Source organism: Micromonospora sp. U56 (genome assembly GCF_018070095.1).
GTDB lineage: Bacteria > Actinomycetota > Actinomycetes > Mycobacteriales > Micromonosporaceae > Micromonospora > Micromonospora purpureochromogenes.
Genome location: NZ_JAGPYL010000023.1, coordinates 14372 through 30683, shown reverse-complemented (window position 1 = coordinate 30683; position 16312 = coordinate 14372). Strand labels below are relative to the sequence as shown.

The window sequence follows — 16312 nt, the reverse complement described above, 5'->3', positions numbered from 1 at the left end:
GCCACGAGGTCGGCGGCGCGCGCCGCCGACCTCAGGACCGGTCCGGTCACGCCTGGACGGCGGAGTCGGGCGCGTGACGGGGGGACGGGACGGTGGGGGTCAGGGTGAGGGTCGGCGGGAGGTTGGCGAGGGTGGCCTGGCCGGTGGCGTCGACGTGGACGTCGACGCGGGCGCCGGCGACGCGCAGGCCCTGGACGGAGACGGCGCCCAGCTCCGGGCCGGCCAGGGGGCGGAGGGCGACCCGACCGTTCGGCACGTCCGGGTGCAGCCCGGTCGCGGCGTGCAGCAGCAGCACCGCGGCCGCCGCCGACCAGGCCTGCGGGCGGCAGGCCGCCGGGTAGGGGACCGGCCGGCCGAGCAGCGTACGGTCGTCGCCGCCGTAGAGCTCGGGCAGCCTTTGGTCGAACGCCTCCGCCGCACCGAGCAGCCCTTCCGCCAGGCCCAGCGCGGCCTCCCGGAAACCGGCCCGGGCCAGCCCGGCGAGCACGATCGCTGTGTCGTGCGCCCAGATCGACCCGCAGTGGTACGACAGCGGGCTGAACCCGGCGTCGCCGGTGGACATGGTGCGCAGCCCGAACCCGCCGGCCAGCGCGTCCCCGGTGAGCAGGCGGGCGACCTGCGCCTCCTCCTCGCCGGAGAGCAGGCCGGTGCCGAGCAGGTGGCCGATGTTGCTGGTCAGCGAGTCGACGGGGCGCTTGTCCCGGTCCAGCGCCAGCGCCGGGTGCGGGCCGTGCGGGCCGTCCACCCAGAAGGCGGCGCGGAACCGGGTGGCGAGTGCGTCGGCGTACCCGCGCCAGCGGTCGGCGCCCGGGCGGCCGAACGCGTCGAGCAGGTCCGCCCCGCCGACGGCCGCCTGGTACGCGTACCCCTGCACCTCGGCCAGCACGATCGGCGGCGTGGCGAGCCGGCCGTCGCGGAACCGGACGGCGTCCCCGGAGTCCTTCCAACCCTGGTTGGTCAGGCCGTGCCCGGTGGTGTCGACGTACTCGACCAGGCCGTCGCCGTCGGCGTCGGCGTGCCCGTCGAGCCAGCCGAGCGCCGCCTCCAGGTGCGGCAGCAGCGGCTCGATCTGGTCGGCGGGCAGTCCCCAGCGCCAGGCGTCGTGCAGCAGCGCCACCCAGAGCATGGTGGCGTCGACCGTCCCGTAGTAGGCCGGCGGCAGCCGCAGCCCCTCGCCGAGCATGGCGAACTCGTGCCGGCGCAGCTCGTGCAGGATCTTGCCGGGCGCCTCGCCGGTGGCCGGGTCGAGCCGGGCGCCCTGCCGGCGGGCGAGCACCCGCAGCGTCCCGGCGGCCAGTTCGGTGCCGAGCGGCAGCATCATCCGCGCCGCCCAGAGACTGTCCCGGCCGAACAGGGTGAGGAACCAGGGCACCCCGGCGCCGAGGAAGACGTCGGCGGGCGCGGCGGGTTCGGCCAGGCGCAGCCCACGCAGGTCGTCCAGGGACCGGTCGAGCAGGCGGACCAGCCGCCGGTCGTCGGCCCGGACCACCGGCCGGGACCAGTTCGGCTCCCCGGTCGGGGCGGTCACCACGGCCCGGGGATCGGCGACCCGCAGCCGCCAGCGCAGCGTCGCGGTCCCGCCGGGGCCGAGGTCGACCGGCCAGGACAACCGGGGCGTGGTGGCCCGGCCGGTGTCCACCCGGGCGCCCTCGCCGGTGACGGTCACCGTGATGCCGTCGGCGGCCCAGCGCACGCCACCCGGCTGCCCGGTCCGGGCCTCGATCGGCGTGGCCGCGCCGCCGGACTTGACCACCTCGATCGGGGCCAGGTCGCAGCCGAGGTCGACGCTGACCGTGGCCCGCACCGGCACGGCGGCCGTCGAGACGAGGTGGATCTCCTCGTCGACGCCGTGCGGGCCGGCCCGGCGGGCCCGTTCCACCCGCACGGTGGGGTCCGCGCCGGGGTCGCCGAGCCAGCGGGCGAGGCCGACGAAGCGCGCGCCGTGCGGGCCGTCGGGGCCGTGGGCCAGCGCCTCCGGTTCCTGGTCGTCGATCCGCAGCTCCGCCCGGGACAGCACCCGGGCGTCGGCGTGGAAGACCCCCTGGACGCCGGCCGGGCGGATCTGCCCGGCCCGGTCGCCCAGCGCGCTGGTCGGGGCGAGGACCACCCCGACCAGCTCGTGCAGCAGGGGTTGCAGCTGGCGTTCGGTCACGGTTGCGGCTCCAGGTCCTGAGGGGGTGGACGAACTCTTGACAAGCCGTCCGGGGCGGTGCAAAGTGCGAAACATTCCAGAAACTTGAACGATCTAATCCTGCCGTATCCGAATTGGATCGTTCAAGACGGCGAGAGGCATGAAGTGTCTGAGAAGGTGACCATCGCGACGGTGGCCCGGCACGCGCAGGTCAGCCGGCAGACGGTGTCCAATGTGCTCAACTCGCCGCACGTCGTGCGGGAGGAGACCCGCCGGCGCGTGCAGGAGGCCATCGACAGCCTCGGTTACCGGGCCAGCCAGGCCGCCCGGCAGATGCGTACCGGCCGGTCCCGGCTGATCGCCGTCCGGATCGAGCCCACCCGCGACGGGATCAACGGCTCGGTGCTCGACCGCTTCCTGCACGGCCTCACCGAGACCGCCGAGGCGGCCGGCTACCGCGCGATGCTCTACACCGCCGTCGACGCCGCCGCCGAGATCGCCACCTTCGACGACCTGCTCAGCGCGTACGACCTGGACGGTTTCGTGCTCACCGGCACCGACCACGGCGACCCGCGTACCGCCTGGCTCGCCGAGCGGGGCGTGCCGTTCGTGACCTTCGGCCGGCCCTGGGACGACCCCGACGCCCACCCCTGGGTGGACGTCGACGGCGCCGCCGGCACGGCCCAGGCCACCGGCCATCTGCTCGCCGCCGGTCACCGCCGGATTGGCTTCATCGGCTGGCCCGCCGGCTCCGGCGTCGGCGACGACCGCCGCGCGGGCTGGCGGGAGGCCCTGCGGGCGGCGGGCGTGGACCCGACCGGGCTGGACCGGGAGGCGGTGGACGGCAACGCCGCGGGCGAGCGGCTCGCCGCCGACCGGCTCGCCGCCACGTCGCCGCCGACCGCCCTGGTCTGCGCCAGCGACTCGCTCGCCCTGGGCGTACTCCAGGCCGCCCGCGCCGCCGCGCCGACCACCGGAACGGCCGCCCACACCGGCGCGCCGGCCGTGCCGGTGATCGGCTTCGACGACACCCCGGTCGCCGCGGCGGTCGGCCTGACCAGCGTCAGCCAACCCCTGGGCGACGCCGCCGCCCGCTGCGTCGACCTGCTCACCGCGGTCCTCGACGGGCCCCCGCGGACCCCTGCCCCCGTGCTGCTCCAGCCCTCGCTGGTGCTGCGGCACACCGCCTGACACCGTCCCCCACCCAGGAGAACCGATGGCACCTCGAACCCTCACCCGCGCGGCGATGGCCGGCCTCGCCGCCGTCGCGCTCCTCGGCTCCGCCGCCTGCGGCAGCGGCTTCGACGACGACGAGTCCGGCACCGCGCAGTCCAGCGGGCCGGCCAACCTCCAGATCCTGATCGGCTCCTCCGGCGACGCGGAGACCAAGGCGGTGCAGGACGCCGCCGCGAAGTGGGCCTCGTCGTCGGGTAACCAGGCCACCGTCACCCCGGCCCAGGACCTCACCCAGCAGCTCGGCCAGGCCCTGGCCGGCGGCACCCCGCCGGACGTCTTCTACGTCGACGCGGCGCGGTTCGCCGACTACGCCAGCGTCGGCGCCCTGGAGCCGTACGGCGACAAGATCAGCAACAGGGACGACTTCTACGAGAGCCTGCGCACCACGTTCACCTACGACGGCAAGCTGTACTGCGCGCCGAAGGACTTCTCCACCCTCGCCCTCCAGATCAACACCGACCTGTGGACGAAGGCCGGCCTGACCGACGCCGACGTACCCACCAACTGGGACCAGCTCACCGCCACCGCCCGCAAGATCAAGGCGAAGGGCCAGGTGCCGCTGGCCCTCGGCGACACCCGGGACCGGATGGGCGCGTTCCTGGTGCAGAACGGCGGCTGGCTGCTCAGCGAGGACGGCAAGCAGCCCACCGCGGACACGGCGGAGAACCTGGCCGCGCTGACCTACGTGAAGTCGCTGGTCACCGAGGGACTGGCCCGCTTCCCGAAGCAGCTCGACGCGGGCTGGTCCGGTGAGGCGTTCGGCAAGGGCAAGGCCGTGATGACGATCGAGGGCAACTGGATCAAGGGTGCCCTCAAGAACGACTTCCCGAACGTCAAGTACAAGGTTGTCGAGCTGCCGGCCGGCCCGAAGGGCAAGGGCACGCTCTCCTTCACCCAGTGCTGGGGAATCGCGGCGAAGTCGAAGCACAAGGAGCAGGCGATCAAGTTCGTCGAGGCGATGACCGCGGGCGAGCAGCAGATGGCCTTCGCGACGGCGTTCGGCGTGATGCCGTCCCGCCAGTCGGTCCGCGACCAGTACACCAGCGCCTTTCCCGCGGACAAGCCGTTCATCGACGGCGCCGCGTACGGCCAGGGCCCGGTGAACGCGCCGAAGATGGACAGCGTCCTGCGGGACCTGGAGGCCAGCCTGCAGGGGCTGGCCAACGGCGACCCGAAGACCATCCTCAGCAACTTCGACAAGAACGCCAAGGCGGCGCTCGGCGGCAGCTGACGGGCCCGGGGGCGCCGCCGCACCGGTGGCGCCCCACGGCGAGTCGAAGGAGGGTGGATGGCAACCGAAGCAATCGCCGCGCCGGCCACCGCGACCGGCGGCCCGGAGCGCCGACGCGGCCGGGGCGTCCGCGGTGACGAGAACCTCGCCGGCTGGCTCTTCGTCGCCCCGGTCATCGTGATCCTCGGCCTGTTCCTGCTGCTGCCGATCCTGATGGCGCTCTGGGTCAGCCTCACCGACTGGAACGGTCAGGGCAGCCCGTTCACGTCGAAGGTGCCGTTCGTCGGCACCGACAACTACACCCGGCTGTTCACCGAGGACGGGCTGGCCCGCCGGGACTTCATGACCAGCATCCGCAACAACGGCTACTACGTGGCGATCGTGGTGCCCGCGCAGACCGCGCTCGCCCTCGGGCTCGCGCTGGTCGTCAACAACCGGATGCTCCGGGGCAAGGCCTTCTTCCGCAGCGCCTTCTACTTCCCGTCAGTGACCAGCTCGGTGGCGATCAGCGTGGTCTTCCTGTTCCTGTTCGCCAACTCCGGCGCGGTCAACGCGCTGCTGCGCCTCTTCGGCGTCGACGGGCCGCAGTGGTTCGCCGACTCGCGCGGCGTGCTGCACCTGCTGCTCGGGGCCGTCGGGATGGACAGCGCGCCGGCCGCGCTGGCCGGCGGCGGCCCGTTCGGGCTGAGCTGGTGGGAGTGGCTGTCCGGGCCGAGCGTCGCGATGATGTCGATCATCACGCTGGTGGTGTGGACCACCTCCGGCACGTTCATGCTGATGTTCCTGGCCGCGCTGCAGAGCGTCCCGGTGGCGCTGGACGAGGCGAGCACGCTGGACGGCGCGAGCCGCTGGCAACGGTTCCGGTACGTCACCCTGCCGATGATCAAGCCGACCATGTTCCTGGTGCTCACCCTCGGCCTGATCGGCTCCTGGCAGGTCTTCGACCAGGTGTACGTGATGAGCCAGGGCGACCCGGCCAAGACCACCCTCACCCCGGCCTACCTGTCGTACCGGACCGCGTTCCGGGACTTCGACTACGGCTCCGGCGCGGCCATCTCGTTCGTGCTGTTCCTGATCATCATCGTGCTCACCCTGGTGCAGCGCCGGGTGATGGCCGACCGGGACACCGACCGGCCGCGGCGGGCCCGGTGGTGGCGTCGGCGCGTACCGGAAGGGTCGCCGTCATGACCGCACTCACCGACCGCCCGCCGGTCGCGGCGGCGCCCGTCCACCACGACCGCCGCGTCGCCCGCACCCTGGCCACCCGGATCCTCGGGTACGCCACGCTGGTCTTCTTCGGGCTGGTCTTCCTCTACCCGTTCGTCATCCAGCTCGGCAACTCGTTCAAGACCGAGCCGGACGCGGCGGCGAACCCGCTCTCGCCGATCCCGGACCCGCTGACCGTCGGCGGCTTCGAGCGGATCTTCGCCGGCACCAACTTTCCGCTCTGGCTCGGCAACTCGTTGCTGGTCACCGTCCTGGTCACCCTGGGCCGGGTCTTCTTCGACTCGCTCGCCGGGTACGCGCTGGCCCGGCTGCGGTTCCGGGGACGGTCCGGGCTGTTCGCCGCGGTCATCGCGGTGATGGCGGTGCCCGGCGTGGTGCTGCTCATCCCGAAGTTCCTGGTGCTCAACCAGCTCGGCATCTACAACAGCTACGCCGGGCTGGTGGTGCCGCTGCTCGCCGACGCGGCCGGCGTGTTCATCATGAAGCAGTTCTTCGAGTCGATCCCGGTCAGCATGGAGGAGGCGGCCCGCATCGACGGGGCCGGCGTCTTCCGCACCTACTGGTCGGTGGTGCTGCCGATGGCCAGGCCGGCGCTGATCACCCTCACCATCCTGTCCTTCCAGGGGTCCTGGAACGAGTTCCCACACAGCCTGGTCTCGGTGCAGGACCCGGACCTGTTCACCCTGCCACGCGGCCTGGCCGACCTGGTCAGCGGCTCGCTCGGCAAGGGCACCCAGTATCCGTTGAAGCTGGGGGCGGCGCTGCTGGCCACCATCCCGGTCGCGGTCCTCTTCGTGATCTTCCAGCGGTACTTCGTGCGGGGTGCCAACGAGGGCGCCGAGAAGGGCTGACCACCGGCGGCGGTTCCCGGCCGACGCCGGGAGCCGCCACACCGGGTCAGTCCTGCGCGAGCACCGACAGGATGTTGCCGGCCGGGTCGGTGAACCAGGCGATCGTCGGCCCTCTGCCGCGCAGCACGCCCTTCTCGTCCTGGCCCATCCCCTTGTAGCGGGCGAAGCGCACGCCCCGCGCGGTCAGCTCGTCCACGGCCCGGTCGACGTCCGGCACCGGGAAGTTCAGCACGGTGTACCGGGCCGGCTCGTGGTCCGCCTTCGGGTACACCAGCACCGGCCGGTCCCCGGCGAGGTGCAGGGTCAGCAAGCCGCCCATCCTGTCGTCGCGCGACACCCGCAGACCGAGGGTGTCGGCGTAGAACTGCTGGGCGCGTCCGATGTCGTCCACCGAGAACGAACTGAACGCCTGGGTGTCCGTGAACATGCTGGTCTCCGTTCCTGCGTGGCCGGCGGCATGACCGTCGCCGGATGGCTGCCGTCCCGGTCATGGTCCTCCGCCGACCGGGCGCTGTCCTGGGATGGACTCCGGCGTCGGCCGGAACTCATCGGTTCGGACCCGGGCCACGCCGTACCGCTCAGGGCAGCCGGTCGGGCAGGCCGAACAGCGGGAAGAGCCGCGGCTGGAGGAAATGGGTGAGCCGGGTGATCCGGCCGCCGGCGGACTCCACCAGCTGGATCGAGAACGCGCGGTGGCCACCGGCCGGGTCGGGCCGGAACTGCGCGAGGGCCGGCCCGCCGTTGGCGGCCACCGGCAGCAGCCGGGAACCCCGGCAACCGGCGCCCGGCCCGGTCAGCCACCGGCCGATGTCGGCCGCCCCCCGCAGCCACACCGGATACGGCGGCATGGCGTGCACCGCGTCCTCGCGTAGCAGCGCCACCAGGGCGTCGATGTCGTACCGCTCGAAGACCTGGACGTAGCGGTCGAGCAGCTCCCGGTGCTCCCGGTCCAGCGCGGGGGGCGGCGCGGCCGCCTCCCGGTCGGCCAGCGTGGCCCGGGCCCGCTGCACCGCGCTGGTCACCGCGGCGACGGTGGTGTCGAGCAGCTCGGCGACCTCGCCGGCCCGCCAGCGCAGCACGTCCCGCAGGATCAGCACCGCGCGCTGCCGCGGCGGCAGGTGCTGCAACGCCGCGACGAAGGCCAGCCGGACCGACTCGCGGGTCACCGCCAGCTCGGCCGGGTCCTCGGGAAGGACGACGGCGTCCGGCGCCGGCTCCAGCCACTCCCGGCCCGACCCGGGCGCGCCGAGCGACGTCGCCACCGGGGCGGACGGCACCCCGAGATCCATCGGCAGGGCCCGCCGGCCCCGGCCCCGCAGCAGGTCCAGGCAGACGTTGGTGGCGATCCGGTAGAGCCAGGTGCGCAGGCTGGACCGCCCGTCGAAGCGGTCGAGGCCGCGCCAGGCCCGCAGCATCGTCTCCTGCACCGCGTCCTCGGCGTCGAAGACCGAACCGAGCATCCGGTAGGCGTAGCCGGTCAGCTCGACGCGGAACCCCTCCAGGCCGGCGGGGTCGGCCGCCGGGCGCGCGCCGGGGGCGGCCGGGTTCGGGCCCGAGTCGGGTCCCGCCGTCGCAGCGGTCATGCGGCCACCGTAGGCGAGACCCCCGACACCGGCGGCCGACGGCGCGCGCCGGCCGCCGCTCAGTCGGTGGCGACCGGCTCGGCCGGGACCGCGACGTGCAGCCGGACCTGGGGGACGAGCATGTCGTCGACGTCCAGCGCCCGCGCCGCGCCGTCCGGCTCCCAGCCGGTGGAGGTGAGGAACTTCCGGGTCGCCTCGTCGCCGTCGAACGCCCAGGCCACCGCCCGGTCGAAGCCGTCGGTGCGCCACAGGTCCACGGTGGCCGCGAGCAGCCGGCTGCCGTGCCCGCGCCGGCCCCAGCGGGGCTCGACCAGCAGGTCCGTCACCGCGGCCACGCCCTCGGCCAGCGCCTCGGCCGGCTCACCGGGGGCGAGCGCCTCGGCGTCCGCCGGACCGGAGGCGGCGAACCCCACCAGATAGGATTGCTCGGCCTGTTCGACGGCGACCAGCACGCGGTGCGCGCCGGAGGGCGGCTCCTGCACCGCCGCGCTCCACCGCCGGGCGAGCCATGCCTCGTCCAGGTTGTCGAGCACGTGCCGGGGCAGGATCCGGCGATAGGCGACCCGCCAGGTCGCGAGCTGGATGCGTGCGATCTCGCCGGCGTCCTCGGGACGCGCCGGGCGGACGTACCCCATGGCCATGGGACGGAAGCCTACGCAGGGCGGGAGTGACGATGGTGGCGCAGGGTGCCAGGCGGACGGCCGCGCAGGTCGCCGGGGTGGTCGCGCTCGCCGTCGCGGTGACGGCCTTCCTCTCCGTGGCGGCCGTCCGGCACGGCTTCTTCGACCTCAAGGTCTACTACGGCGCGCTCACCTTCTGGGTGCACGACCACGGCGAGATCTACGACTACCTCAAGCCCGGCACCCAGTACGGCTTCACCTACCCGCCGTTCGCCGCCCTGGTGATGCTGCCGATGGCGTACCTGCCCTGGCCGGCGGCGATCACCGTCAGCGTGGCCGCCAGCGTGGTGGTCAGCGCGGTGCTCATCTGGTGGCTGCTCGACCCGGTCTCCCGCCGGGCCGGCTGGTCCCGCTGGTTCACCCTGGCCGTCGCGCTCTGCCTGGCCGCCGCGTACGAGCCGATGCGCGAGACGATCAACTTCGGCCAGGTCAACATGCTGCTGCTCTTCCTGGTCGGACTGGACCTGCTGCGGCTGCTGCCGGCCGGCAACCGGTGGGCCGGCGTGGGCATCGGGCTGGCCACCGCGATCAAGCTGACCCCGGGCGTCTTCATCGTCTACCTGTTGATCACCCAGCGCTGGCGGGCCGCGTTCACCTCGATGGCCGCCGCGGCGGTGGCGACCCTGCTCGCCGCCGCGCTCTTCCCGGACGCCTCCCGGGAGTTCTGGACCTCGTCGCTGTGGAACACCAGCCGGGTGGGGGAGCTGGCGTTCGTCTCCAACCAGTCGTTGCGCGGGGTGGTGGCCCGGCTGGACCCCGACCACCCGAGCACCCTGGCCTGGCTGCTGCTGGTCCTGGCCACCCTCGGGATCTGGGCCTGGCGGTCCCGGGCGGCGGTGGCCGTCGGCGACGAGGCCACCGGGCTGGCGCTGACCGGCGCGCTGATGTGCCTGGTCAGCCCGGTCACCTGGGTGCACCACCTGGTCTGGCTGATCCCGGCGCTGATCCTGCTGGTCGACAACGCGATGGCGGCGCCCGCGCACGGTCCGCGGCGGCGCACCCTGCTGGCCTTCGCGGTCGTCGCGTACGGGCTGCTGATCAGCCGGATCGTCTGGGCCTGGGAGAAGGACTTCACCGGCCTGGACGGCTTCCTGGGCAGCAACACCTACGTCTGGATCAGCCTGGCGCTGCTGGTGCTGCTGCCGATCCGGCGCTGGGCCGTCCCGGCCACCACCGGTCCGGCCGCCGGGCGTCCGGAACCCGCCGGGTCAGCCGTCGAGCCGGCCGGCGTACCGCAGCTCGTCGAGCCGGACCGGGGGACGCCCACCGGCGAGCGGCACCGGGTAGGTGGACCGCTCGCCGTCCGCTGACAACCCGGCCCGCTCGTAGAAGCGGCGGGCCCGGACGTTCTCGGCCAGCACCCAGAGCCGGTACTCCCGCCGGCCCCGGCCCGCCAGGCCGTCGCGGGCCGCGGCCAGCAGCGCCCACGCGGTGCCGTCACCCCAGTGCGCCGGCTCCACGTACGTCGCCAACACCTCGCCGTAGGCCGGGTCCAGGTCGCCCCGGTCCTGGTTGTTGCGGTACGGCCCGAAGGTGACGAACCCGGCGGGCACCCCGTCGACCTCGGCGAGCAGCGTGGTGAACGGGTGCTCCGGGTCGGCGGTGCCGAGGTCCCGACGCCGTTGCGCCCAGGCCACCGGGTTGAGTCGGCGCAGCACCTCGTCGGGCATGATCCCGGCGTACCCGGCCTGCCAGCCGTGGATGTGCACCCGGGCGATCGCCTCGGCGTCCTCGGGCTCTTCGCGGCGGATGGAGAGCATGTGTCCGTTCTATTCCTCGCCGGGCGTCCGGTCCAGCGTCCGCTCCGGCGTCGTACCGCTGGTTTAGGGTGCCCGACGATGGCCGCACCGGAAGCACTCTCCCTCGCCCAGGCCCGTCGGGTGGCGCTGGCCGCCCAGGGCTTCGCCGACCCGGCGCCCACCGGTGTGCCCACCCGGCGACACCTGCGCCGGGTGCTGGACCGGGTCGGGTTGATCCAGATGGACTCGGTCAACGTGCTGCAACGGGCGCACTACCTGCCGCTCTACAGCCGGCTCGGGCCCTACCCGACGACGCTGCTCGACACCGCCGCCTACCGCCGCCCCCGCGAGCTCTTCGAATACTGGGGCCACGAGGCGTCGCTGGTGCCGGTGGGGCTGCACGCGGCGCTGCGCTGGCGGATGGCCAAGGCCCACTCCGACGCCTGGGGCGGCATGCGGCGCATCGCCCAGGAGCAGCCCGAACTCGTCGCCTGGGTCCGCGACGAGGTGGCCGCCCGGGGGCCGCTGACCGCGGCCGAGATCGAGCACGACGCGCCCCGGGAGACCGGCAACTGGGGGTGGAACTGGTCGGCGGTGAAGCGGGCCCTGGAGTTCCTGTTCTGGGCCGGCGAGGTGAGCGCCGCCGACCGGACGACCTCCTTCGCCCGCCGCTACGACCTGCCCGAGCGGGTGCTGCCGGCGGCTTCCCTGGCCGCGCCCACCCCGACCGACGCCGAGGCGTACCGCACGCTGGTGTCGCTGGCCGCGCGGTCGCTCGGGGTGGCTGCCGAGCCGGAGCTGCGCGACTACTTCCGGCTCCCGCTGGCCGGTGCCCGGCAGGCGATCGCCGAGCTGGTCGAGGCCGGTGAGCTGCGGCCGGTGACGGTGCAGGGCTGGCGGCAGCCGGCGTGGCTGCACACGACCGCCCGGCTGCCCCGGTGGGTGCGCGGCAACACCCTGGTCAGCCCCTTCGACCCGCTGGTCTGGGAGCGGGCCCGCACCGAGCGGCTCTTCGACTTCAGCTACCGGATCGAGATCTACGTGCCCGCGCCGCAGCGGGTGTACGGCTACTACGTGCTGCCGTTCCTGCAGGGGGAGCGGTTCACCGCGCGGGTGGACCTCAAGGCCGACCGGCGGGCCGGCGTGCTGCTGGTGCCGGCCGCCTGGATCGAGCCGGGCGCCGACCCGGGGGAGACCGCCGTCGCGCTGGCGGCCGAGCTGTACCGGCTCGCCGGCTGGCTCGGCCTGGACGCGGTGGCCCCGCCGGTCGCCGGGGATCTCGCCGATCCGCTGGCCGCCGCGTTGAAGGGCGTGGCCGGTGTACCGTGAGCGCGTGACGAGCGTGAACGGTTCGGCGGGTCAGCCGGGTCAGCAGGTGCCCGACATCAGCGCGCCGCAGGCCGCACCGCCCGGCGCGGTGGCCGCCCCGCACCTCGGCGCCGCGCCTTACGGCCAGCCACTTGACGGCGAGGGTGCCGCGCACGATGACGGCAACCCGCACGGGCACGCCGAAGGCGCCTGGCCGCCCGGCGCCTACCAGCAGGTCGAGCCGGACCGGCTCACCCGGTTCGTGCTCCGGGTGCACGCGCGCTCCCCGCGCTGGGCGGCGCCGCTGGCCGCGCTCGGCTGCGTCGGCATCGGGATGGCGTACGCGCTGGTCAGCGACCCCACCCGCAGCGACCCGGACGCCGCCCCGAGCTGCCTGCTCAAGCTGACCACCGGCCTGGACTGCCCGGGCTGCGGCGGCACCCGCGCCCTCTGGTACGTCCTGCACGGCGACCTGCCCGCCGCCGCCCGGCACCACTTCGTCTTCGTGTTCGCACTGCCCTTCCTGGCGTACCTCTTCGTGGCGTGGGCCGGGAAGCAGGCCTTCGGCTGGCGCCTGCCCGAGCTGCGGATCAGCTCGCCGGTGATCGCCGGGTTCCTCGCCGTCTGGCTGGCCTTCTCGGTGGCGAGAAACCTGCCCTGGGCCCCGTTCACCGCGCTCTACGTCTGACCACCCCGCACCCGACGGCCCCCGCCGCACGGTGCCATCTGCGAGATCTTGGACACTTGTCGTTCCCCCGGAACGGAAACTGTCCAAGATTCGCAGCTCGCGGCCGGTGTCGAAGCCGGGAGGTCAACTTTCGCGCACCGGTGCGGGGCAACTACAGTCCCAGGAATGCCGGAGATGGTGCAGCCCCAGGTCAAGCTGATCGCATGGACCCAGTTCCAGGCCCCGGACGACGTGCCGTGGTCGACCGACGCCGACGGCGGTCAGGCCCTGGCGGAGTTCGCCGGCCGGGCCTGCTACCAGAGCTGGAAGAAGCCGAACCCGGCGACCGCCACCAACGCCGGCTACCTGGCGCACATTCTCGAGGTGGGCCACCTGAGCGTGCTGGAGCACGGCTCGGTGAGCTTCTACTTCACCGGGGTCTCCCGCTCCTTCACCCACGAGCTGATCCGGCACCGGCACTTCTCGTACTCCCAGCTGTCCCAGCGCTACGTCCCGGAGCGGGACGCGGCGATGGTCGAGCCCCGGGTGATCGCCGAGGACCCGGAGCTGCACAAGAAGTTCGTCGAGGCCGCCGAGGCGAGCGTCCGGGCGTACACCGAACTGCTGGAGGGGCTGGAGCAGCGCTTCGTCGACGAGCCCAACCCGACGCTGCGGCGCAAGCAGGCCCGGCAGGCGGCCCGCGCGGTGCTGCCCAACGCCACCGAGACCCGGATCGTGGTCACCGGCAACTACCGGGCCTGGCGGCACTTCATCGCCATGCGCGCCACCGAGCACGCCGACGTGGAGATCCGCGAGCTGGCGGTGCAGTGCCTGCGCCAGCTCCAGCAGGTCGCCCCGAACGTCTTCGCCGACTTCGTCATCGCCACCCTGCCCGACGGCACCGAGGTGGCGACCAGCCCGCACGCCGAGCTGTCCTGAGCCCTTCCCCACCGGCTCTCCGGTGGTCGTCCGCTAGGTTGTGAACATGACGCACGACCACCTTGCCGCCCCCGATCGGGGCGCGTCCCGCCCATTCGGGCGACTGCTCACGGCCATGGTGACCCCGTTCACCGACGACGGCTCGCTGGACCTGGACGGCGCCGTACGGCTCGCCGCCCATCTCGTCGACGAGCAGGGCAACGACGCGCTGGTGCTCAACGGCACCACGGGTGAGTCGCCGACCACCACGGACGCGGAGAAGGAGACCCTGATCCGGGCGGTGGTGGAGGCGGTCGGCGACCGGGCCAGGATCGTCGCCGGGGTGGGCACCAACGACACCCGGCACACCATCGAGCTGGCCGCGTCGGCCGAGAAGGCGGGCGCGCACGGCCTGCTGGTGGTGACCCCGTACTACAACAAGCCGCCGCAGAGCGGGCTGTTGCGCCACTTCACCGCGGTCGCCGACGCCACCGGGCTGCCGATCATGCTCTACGACATCCCGCACCGGGCCGGGGTGGCCATCGCCACCGACACGCTGGTGCGCCTCGCCGAGCACGGCCGGATCGTCGCGGTCAAGGACGCCAAGGGCGACCTGACCGCCACCAGTTGGGTGCTCAGCCGCAGCGACCTCGCCTTCTACAGCGGCGAGGACGCGCTCACCCTGCCGACGCTGGCCGTCGGCGGGGTCGGCCTGGTGGGCACGTCGACGCACTTCATCGGCGCACCCGCCAAGCAGATGATCGAGGCGTACGACGCGGGGGACACGGCGACCGCGCTCGCTCTGCACCGGCGGCTGCTGCCGCTGTTCACCGGAATCTTCCGTACCCAGGGCGTGATCCTGGTGAAGGCCGGCCTCGCGGCCAAGGGCCTGCCGGCCGGCCCGGTGCGGCCGCCACTGGCGGACGCCACCGCCGACGAACTCGCCCAGCTGCGCGCCGACTGCGCCGCGGCGGGCCTGGAACTGCCCGAATGATCGAACGACACGACGGACGCCGGGTAACGGCGTCGCAGATTGAGGTGGACGCGTGACCGAGGCGCACATCGAGGGTGAGCTGCCCCCGCCGCTGCCGGAGGGCGGCCTGCGGATCATCCCGCTCGGCGGGCTCGGCGCCATCGGTCGGAACATGACCGTTTTCGAGTACGACGGCAAGCTGCTCATCGTCGACTGCGGGGTGCTCTTCCCCGACGTCGAGCAGCCGGGCGTCGACCTGATCCTGCCGGACTTCGGCCCGATCCTGGACCGGCTGGACGACGTCCAGGCGATCGTGCTCACCCACGGTCACGAGGACCACATCGGCGCGGTGCCGTACCTGCTCGCCCACAAGCCGGACATCCCGCTGGTCGGTTCCCAGTTCACCCTGGCCCTGGTCGAGGCGAAGCTGGCCGAGCGGCGGATCCAGCCGTACACGCTGACCGTGCGGGAGGGCGGCCGGGAGCGGCTGGGCCCGTTCGAGTGCGAGTTCTTCGCGGTCAACCACTCGATCCCGGACGCCCTCGCCGTGGCCATCCGCACCCCGGCCGGGCTGGTGCTGCACACCGGCGACTTCAAGATGGACCAGCTCCCGCTGGACGGCCGGATCACCGACCTGGCCGGCTTCGCCCGGCTCGGCGCGGAGGGCGTCGACCTGCTGCTGTCGGACTCCACCAACGCGGAGATCCCCGGCTTCGTCACCCCCGAGCGCGAGATCGGGCCGGTGCTCGACTCGATCTTCGCCAAGGCGCGGGGGCGGATCATCGTCGCCTCGTTCGCCTCGCACGTGCACCGGGTGCAGCAGGTCTTCGACTCGGCGATCGAGCATGGCCGCAAGGTGGCGCTGATCGGCCGGTCGATGGTGCGCAACATGGGCATCGCCCGCGACCTCGGCCTGCTCAACATCCCGCCCGGCCTGGTGGTCGGGCTGGAGGAGGCCACCACGCTGCCACCCGAGCAGATCCTGCTGATGTCCACCGGCTCCCAGGGCGAGCCGATGAGCGCGCTCGGCCGGATGGCCAGCGGCGACCACCGGCACATCACCATCGCCCCCGGCGACACGGTGGTGCTGGCCAGCTCGCTGGTGCCGGGCAACGAGACCTCCGTCTACCGGGTGATCAACCGGCTGGCCCGCGCCGGCGCGGTGGTCGTGCACAAGGACGTGGCCAAGGTGCACGTCTCCGGCCACGCCCCCGCCGGCGAGCTGCTCTACCTGCTCAACATGGTGCGCCCGAGCAACCTGATGCCGGTACACGGCGAGTGGCGGCACCTGCGGGCGCACGCCCGCCTCGGCGTCGAGTCCGGCGTCGCCCCCGACCGGGTGGTGCTCTGCGAGGACGGCGACGTGGTCGACCTGGTCGAGGGCCGGGCCAGCCTGGTCGGGCACGTGAAGAGCCGCTACGTCTACGTCGACGGGCTCGCCGTCGGCGACGTCAGCGAGTCGCTGCTCACCGAGCGGCGGATCCTCGGCGACGGCGGCTTCATCGCCACCACCGTGGTGGTCGACTCGGTCACCGGCAAGGTGGTCGGCGGCCCCACCCTCTCCGCGAAGGGCTTCTCCGAGGACCCGGAGGCGTTCAACCCGGTCGTCCCGCTGGTCACCGAGGCGCTCAACCGGGCCGCGGCGGACGGCATCACCGACCCGCACCAGCTTCAGCAGATCGTCCGGCGCACCGTCGGGCGCTGGGTCAACGACAAGTACCGGCGCCGCCCGATGATCGTCCCGACGGTCGTCGAGGTCTGACCCACC

15 protein-coding genes are annotated in these 16312 nt (G+C 73.4%); 10 read left to right on the top strand and 5 right to left on the bottom strand.

The genetic code is table 11. The features are described 5' to 3' along the window. Positions 1 to 46 precede the first annotated feature (46 nt). Positions 47 to 2152 (bottom strand): glycogen debranching N-terminal domain-containing protein, encoded by a 2106-nt coding sequence (locus KBX37_RS11200; protein ID WP_210775831.1) that lies wholly within the window; start codon positions 2150 to 2152, stop codon positions 47 to 49. Positions 2153 to 2296: 144 nt separating this feature from the next. Between KBX37_RS11200 and KBX37_RS11195 the strand changes: the two genes are divergently transcribed. Genes KBX37_RS11195 through KBX37_RS11180 form a run of 4 tightly spaced genes read left to right on the top strand, consistent with a single transcriptional unit; the run spans position 2297 to position 6676 of the window. After that, entirely contained in the window at positions 2297 to 3322 is a 1026-nt protein-coding gene (locus KBX37_RS11195; RefSeq protein WP_210775830.1) for a LacI family DNA-binding transcriptional regulator, read from the top strand. A gap of 25 nt (positions 3323 to 3347) precedes the next feature. Then, a complete protein-coding gene (locus tag KBX37_RS11190) occupies positions 3348 to 4598 on the top strand; it encodes an extracellular solute-binding protein (RefSeq protein WP_210775829.1) in 1251 nt (416 codons plus the stop codon). Positions 4599 to 4655: 57 nt separating this feature from the next. After that, positions 4656 to 5786: a carbohydrate ABC transporter permease gene (locus KBX37_RS11185; protein WP_210775828.1), complete on the top strand. Its 1131-nt coding sequence runs from the start codon at positions 4656 to 4658 to the stop codon at positions 5784 to 5786. Next, on the top strand, positions 5783 to 6676 hold the full coding sequence (locus KBX37_RS11180; protein ID WP_210775827.1) for a carbohydrate ABC transporter permease: 894 nt from the start codon (positions 5783 to 5785) through the stop codon (positions 6674 to 6676). The genes KBX37_RS11185 and KBX37_RS11180 overlap by 4 nt, the downstream gene beginning before the upstream one ends. Before the next feature lie 46 nt (positions 6677 to 6722). Here the strand turns inward: KBX37_RS11180 and KBX37_RS11175 are convergent, their stop codons facing one another. From KBX37_RS11175 to KBX37_RS11165, 3 genes are all read right to left on the bottom strand, one after another. After that, positions 6723 to 7103 carry a VOC family protein gene (locus KBX37_RS11175; RefSeq protein WP_210775826.1) on the bottom strand — a complete coding sequence of 127 codons (381 nt, stop codon included), beginning with the start codon at positions 7101 to 7103 and terminating at the stop codon, positions 6723 to 6725. 151 nt (positions 7104 to 7254) lie between these two features. Further along, positions 7255 to 8259, bottom strand: coding sequence for a sigma-70 family RNA polymerase sigma factor (locus tag KBX37_RS11170; RefSeq protein ID WP_210775825.1), 1005 nt, complete (start codon positions 8257 to 8259; stop codon positions 7255 to 7257). A gap of 59 nt (positions 8260 to 8318) precedes the next feature. Next, a complete protein-coding gene (locus tag KBX37_RS11165; protein ID WP_210775824.1) occupies positions 8319 to 8900 on the bottom strand; it encodes a GNAT family N-acetyltransferase in 582 nt (193 codons plus the stop codon). Between the two features lie 35 nt (positions 8901 to 8935). On the opposite strand from KBX37_RS11165, the gene KBX37_RS11160 reads away from it, so the two are divergent. Next, positions 8936 to 10249 (top strand): glycosyltransferase 87 family protein, encoded by a 1314-nt coding sequence (locus KBX37_RS11160; RefSeq protein ID WP_210775855.1) that lies wholly within the window; start codon positions 8936 to 8938, stop codon positions 10247 to 10249. On the opposite strand, the gene KBX37_RS11155 is transcribed toward KBX37_RS11160, so the two are convergent. Beyond that, positions 10148 to 10699 carry a GNAT family N-acetyltransferase gene (locus KBX37_RS11155; RefSeq protein WP_210775823.1) on the bottom strand — a complete coding sequence of 184 codons (552 nt, stop codon included), beginning with the start codon at positions 10697 to 10699 and terminating at the stop codon, positions 10148 to 10150. The two genes, KBX37_RS11160 and KBX37_RS11155, sit on opposite strands and share 102 nt — an antisense overlap. A gap of 78 nt (positions 10700 to 10777) precedes the next feature. Here KBX37_RS11155 and KBX37_RS11150 point away from each other — a divergent pair, with 78 nt between their 5' ends. From KBX37_RS11150 to KBX37_RS11130, 5 genes are all read left to right on the top strand, one after another. Continuing rightward, positions 10778 to 12007 carry a winged helix-turn-helix domain-containing protein gene (locus KBX37_RS11150; RefSeq protein ID WP_210775822.1) on the top strand — a complete coding sequence of 410 codons (1230 nt, stop codon included), beginning with the start codon at positions 10778 to 10780 and terminating at the stop codon, positions 12005 to 12007. 4 nt (positions 12008 to 12011) lie between these two features. After that, positions 12012 to 12674 (top strand): DUF2752 domain-containing protein, encoded by a 663-nt coding sequence (locus tag KBX37_RS11145; protein WP_307849029.1) that lies wholly within the window; start codon positions 12012 to 12014, stop codon positions 12672 to 12674. A 174-nt stretch (positions 12675 to 12848) separates the two neighbouring features. Then, positions 12849 to 13592, top strand: coding sequence for an FAD-dependent thymidylate synthase (gene thyX / locus KBX37_RS11140; protein ID WP_210775853.1), 744 nt, complete (start codon positions 12849 to 12851; stop codon positions 13590 to 13592). Between the two features lie 46 nt (positions 13593 to 13638). Beyond that, positions 13639 to 14565: a 4-hydroxy-tetrahydrodipicolinate synthase gene (gene dapA, locus KBX37_RS11135; protein WP_210775821.1), complete on the top strand. Its 927-nt coding sequence runs from the start codon at positions 13639 to 13641 to the stop codon at positions 14563 to 14565. A gap of 52 nt (positions 14566 to 14617) precedes the next feature. Next, positions 14618 to 16306 carry a ribonuclease J gene (locus KBX37_RS11130; protein WP_154942780.1) on the top strand — a complete coding sequence of 563 codons (1689 nt, stop codon included), beginning with the start codon at positions 14618 to 14620 and terminating at the stop codon, positions 16304 to 16306. The last annotated feature ends 6 nt before the right edge of the window (positions 16307 to 16312 follow it).

Excerpts from the sequence above, each read along its gene's own strand:
- KBX37_RS11190 (WP_210775829.1), top strand. The coding sequence starts at position 3,348 with ATGGCACCTCGAACCCTCACCCGCGCGGCGATGGCCGGCCTCGCCGCC.
- KBX37_RS11185 (WP_210775828.1), top strand. The coding sequence starts at position 4,656 with ATGGCAACCGAAGCAATCGCCGCGCCGGCCACCGCGACCGGCGGCCCG.
- KBX37_RS11180 (WP_210775827.1), top strand. The coding sequence starts at position 5,783 with ATGACCGCACTCACCGACCGCCCGCCGGTCGCGGCGGCGCCCGTCCAC.
- KBX37_RS11175 (WP_210775826.1), bottom strand. The coding sequence starts at position 7,103 with ATGTTCACGGACACCCAGGCGTTCAGTTCGTTCTCGGTGGACGACATC.
- KBX37_RS11170 (WP_210775825.1), bottom strand. The coding sequence starts at position 8,259 with ATGACCGCTGCGACGGCGGGACCCGACTCGGGCCCGAACCCGGCCGCC.
- KBX37_RS11165 (WP_210775824.1), bottom strand. The coding sequence starts at position 8,900 with ATGGCCATGGGGTACGTCCGCCCGGCGCGTCCCGAGGACGCCGGCGAG.
- KBX37_RS11155 (WP_210775823.1), bottom strand. The coding sequence starts at position 10,699 with ATGCTCTCCATCCGCCGCGAAGAGCCCGAGGACGCCGAGGCGATCGCC.
- KBX37_RS11150 (WP_210775822.1), top strand. The coding sequence starts at position 10,778 with ATGGCCGCACCGGAAGCACTCTCCCTCGCCCAGGCCCGTCGGGTGGCG.
- thyX (WP_210775853.1), top strand. The coding sequence starts at position 12,849 with ATGGTGCAGCCCCAGGTCAAGCTGATCGCATGGACCCAGTTCCAGGCC.
- dapA (WP_210775821.1), top strand. The coding sequence starts at position 13,639 with ATGACGCACGACCACCTTGCCGCCCCCGATCGGGGCGCGTCCCGCCCA.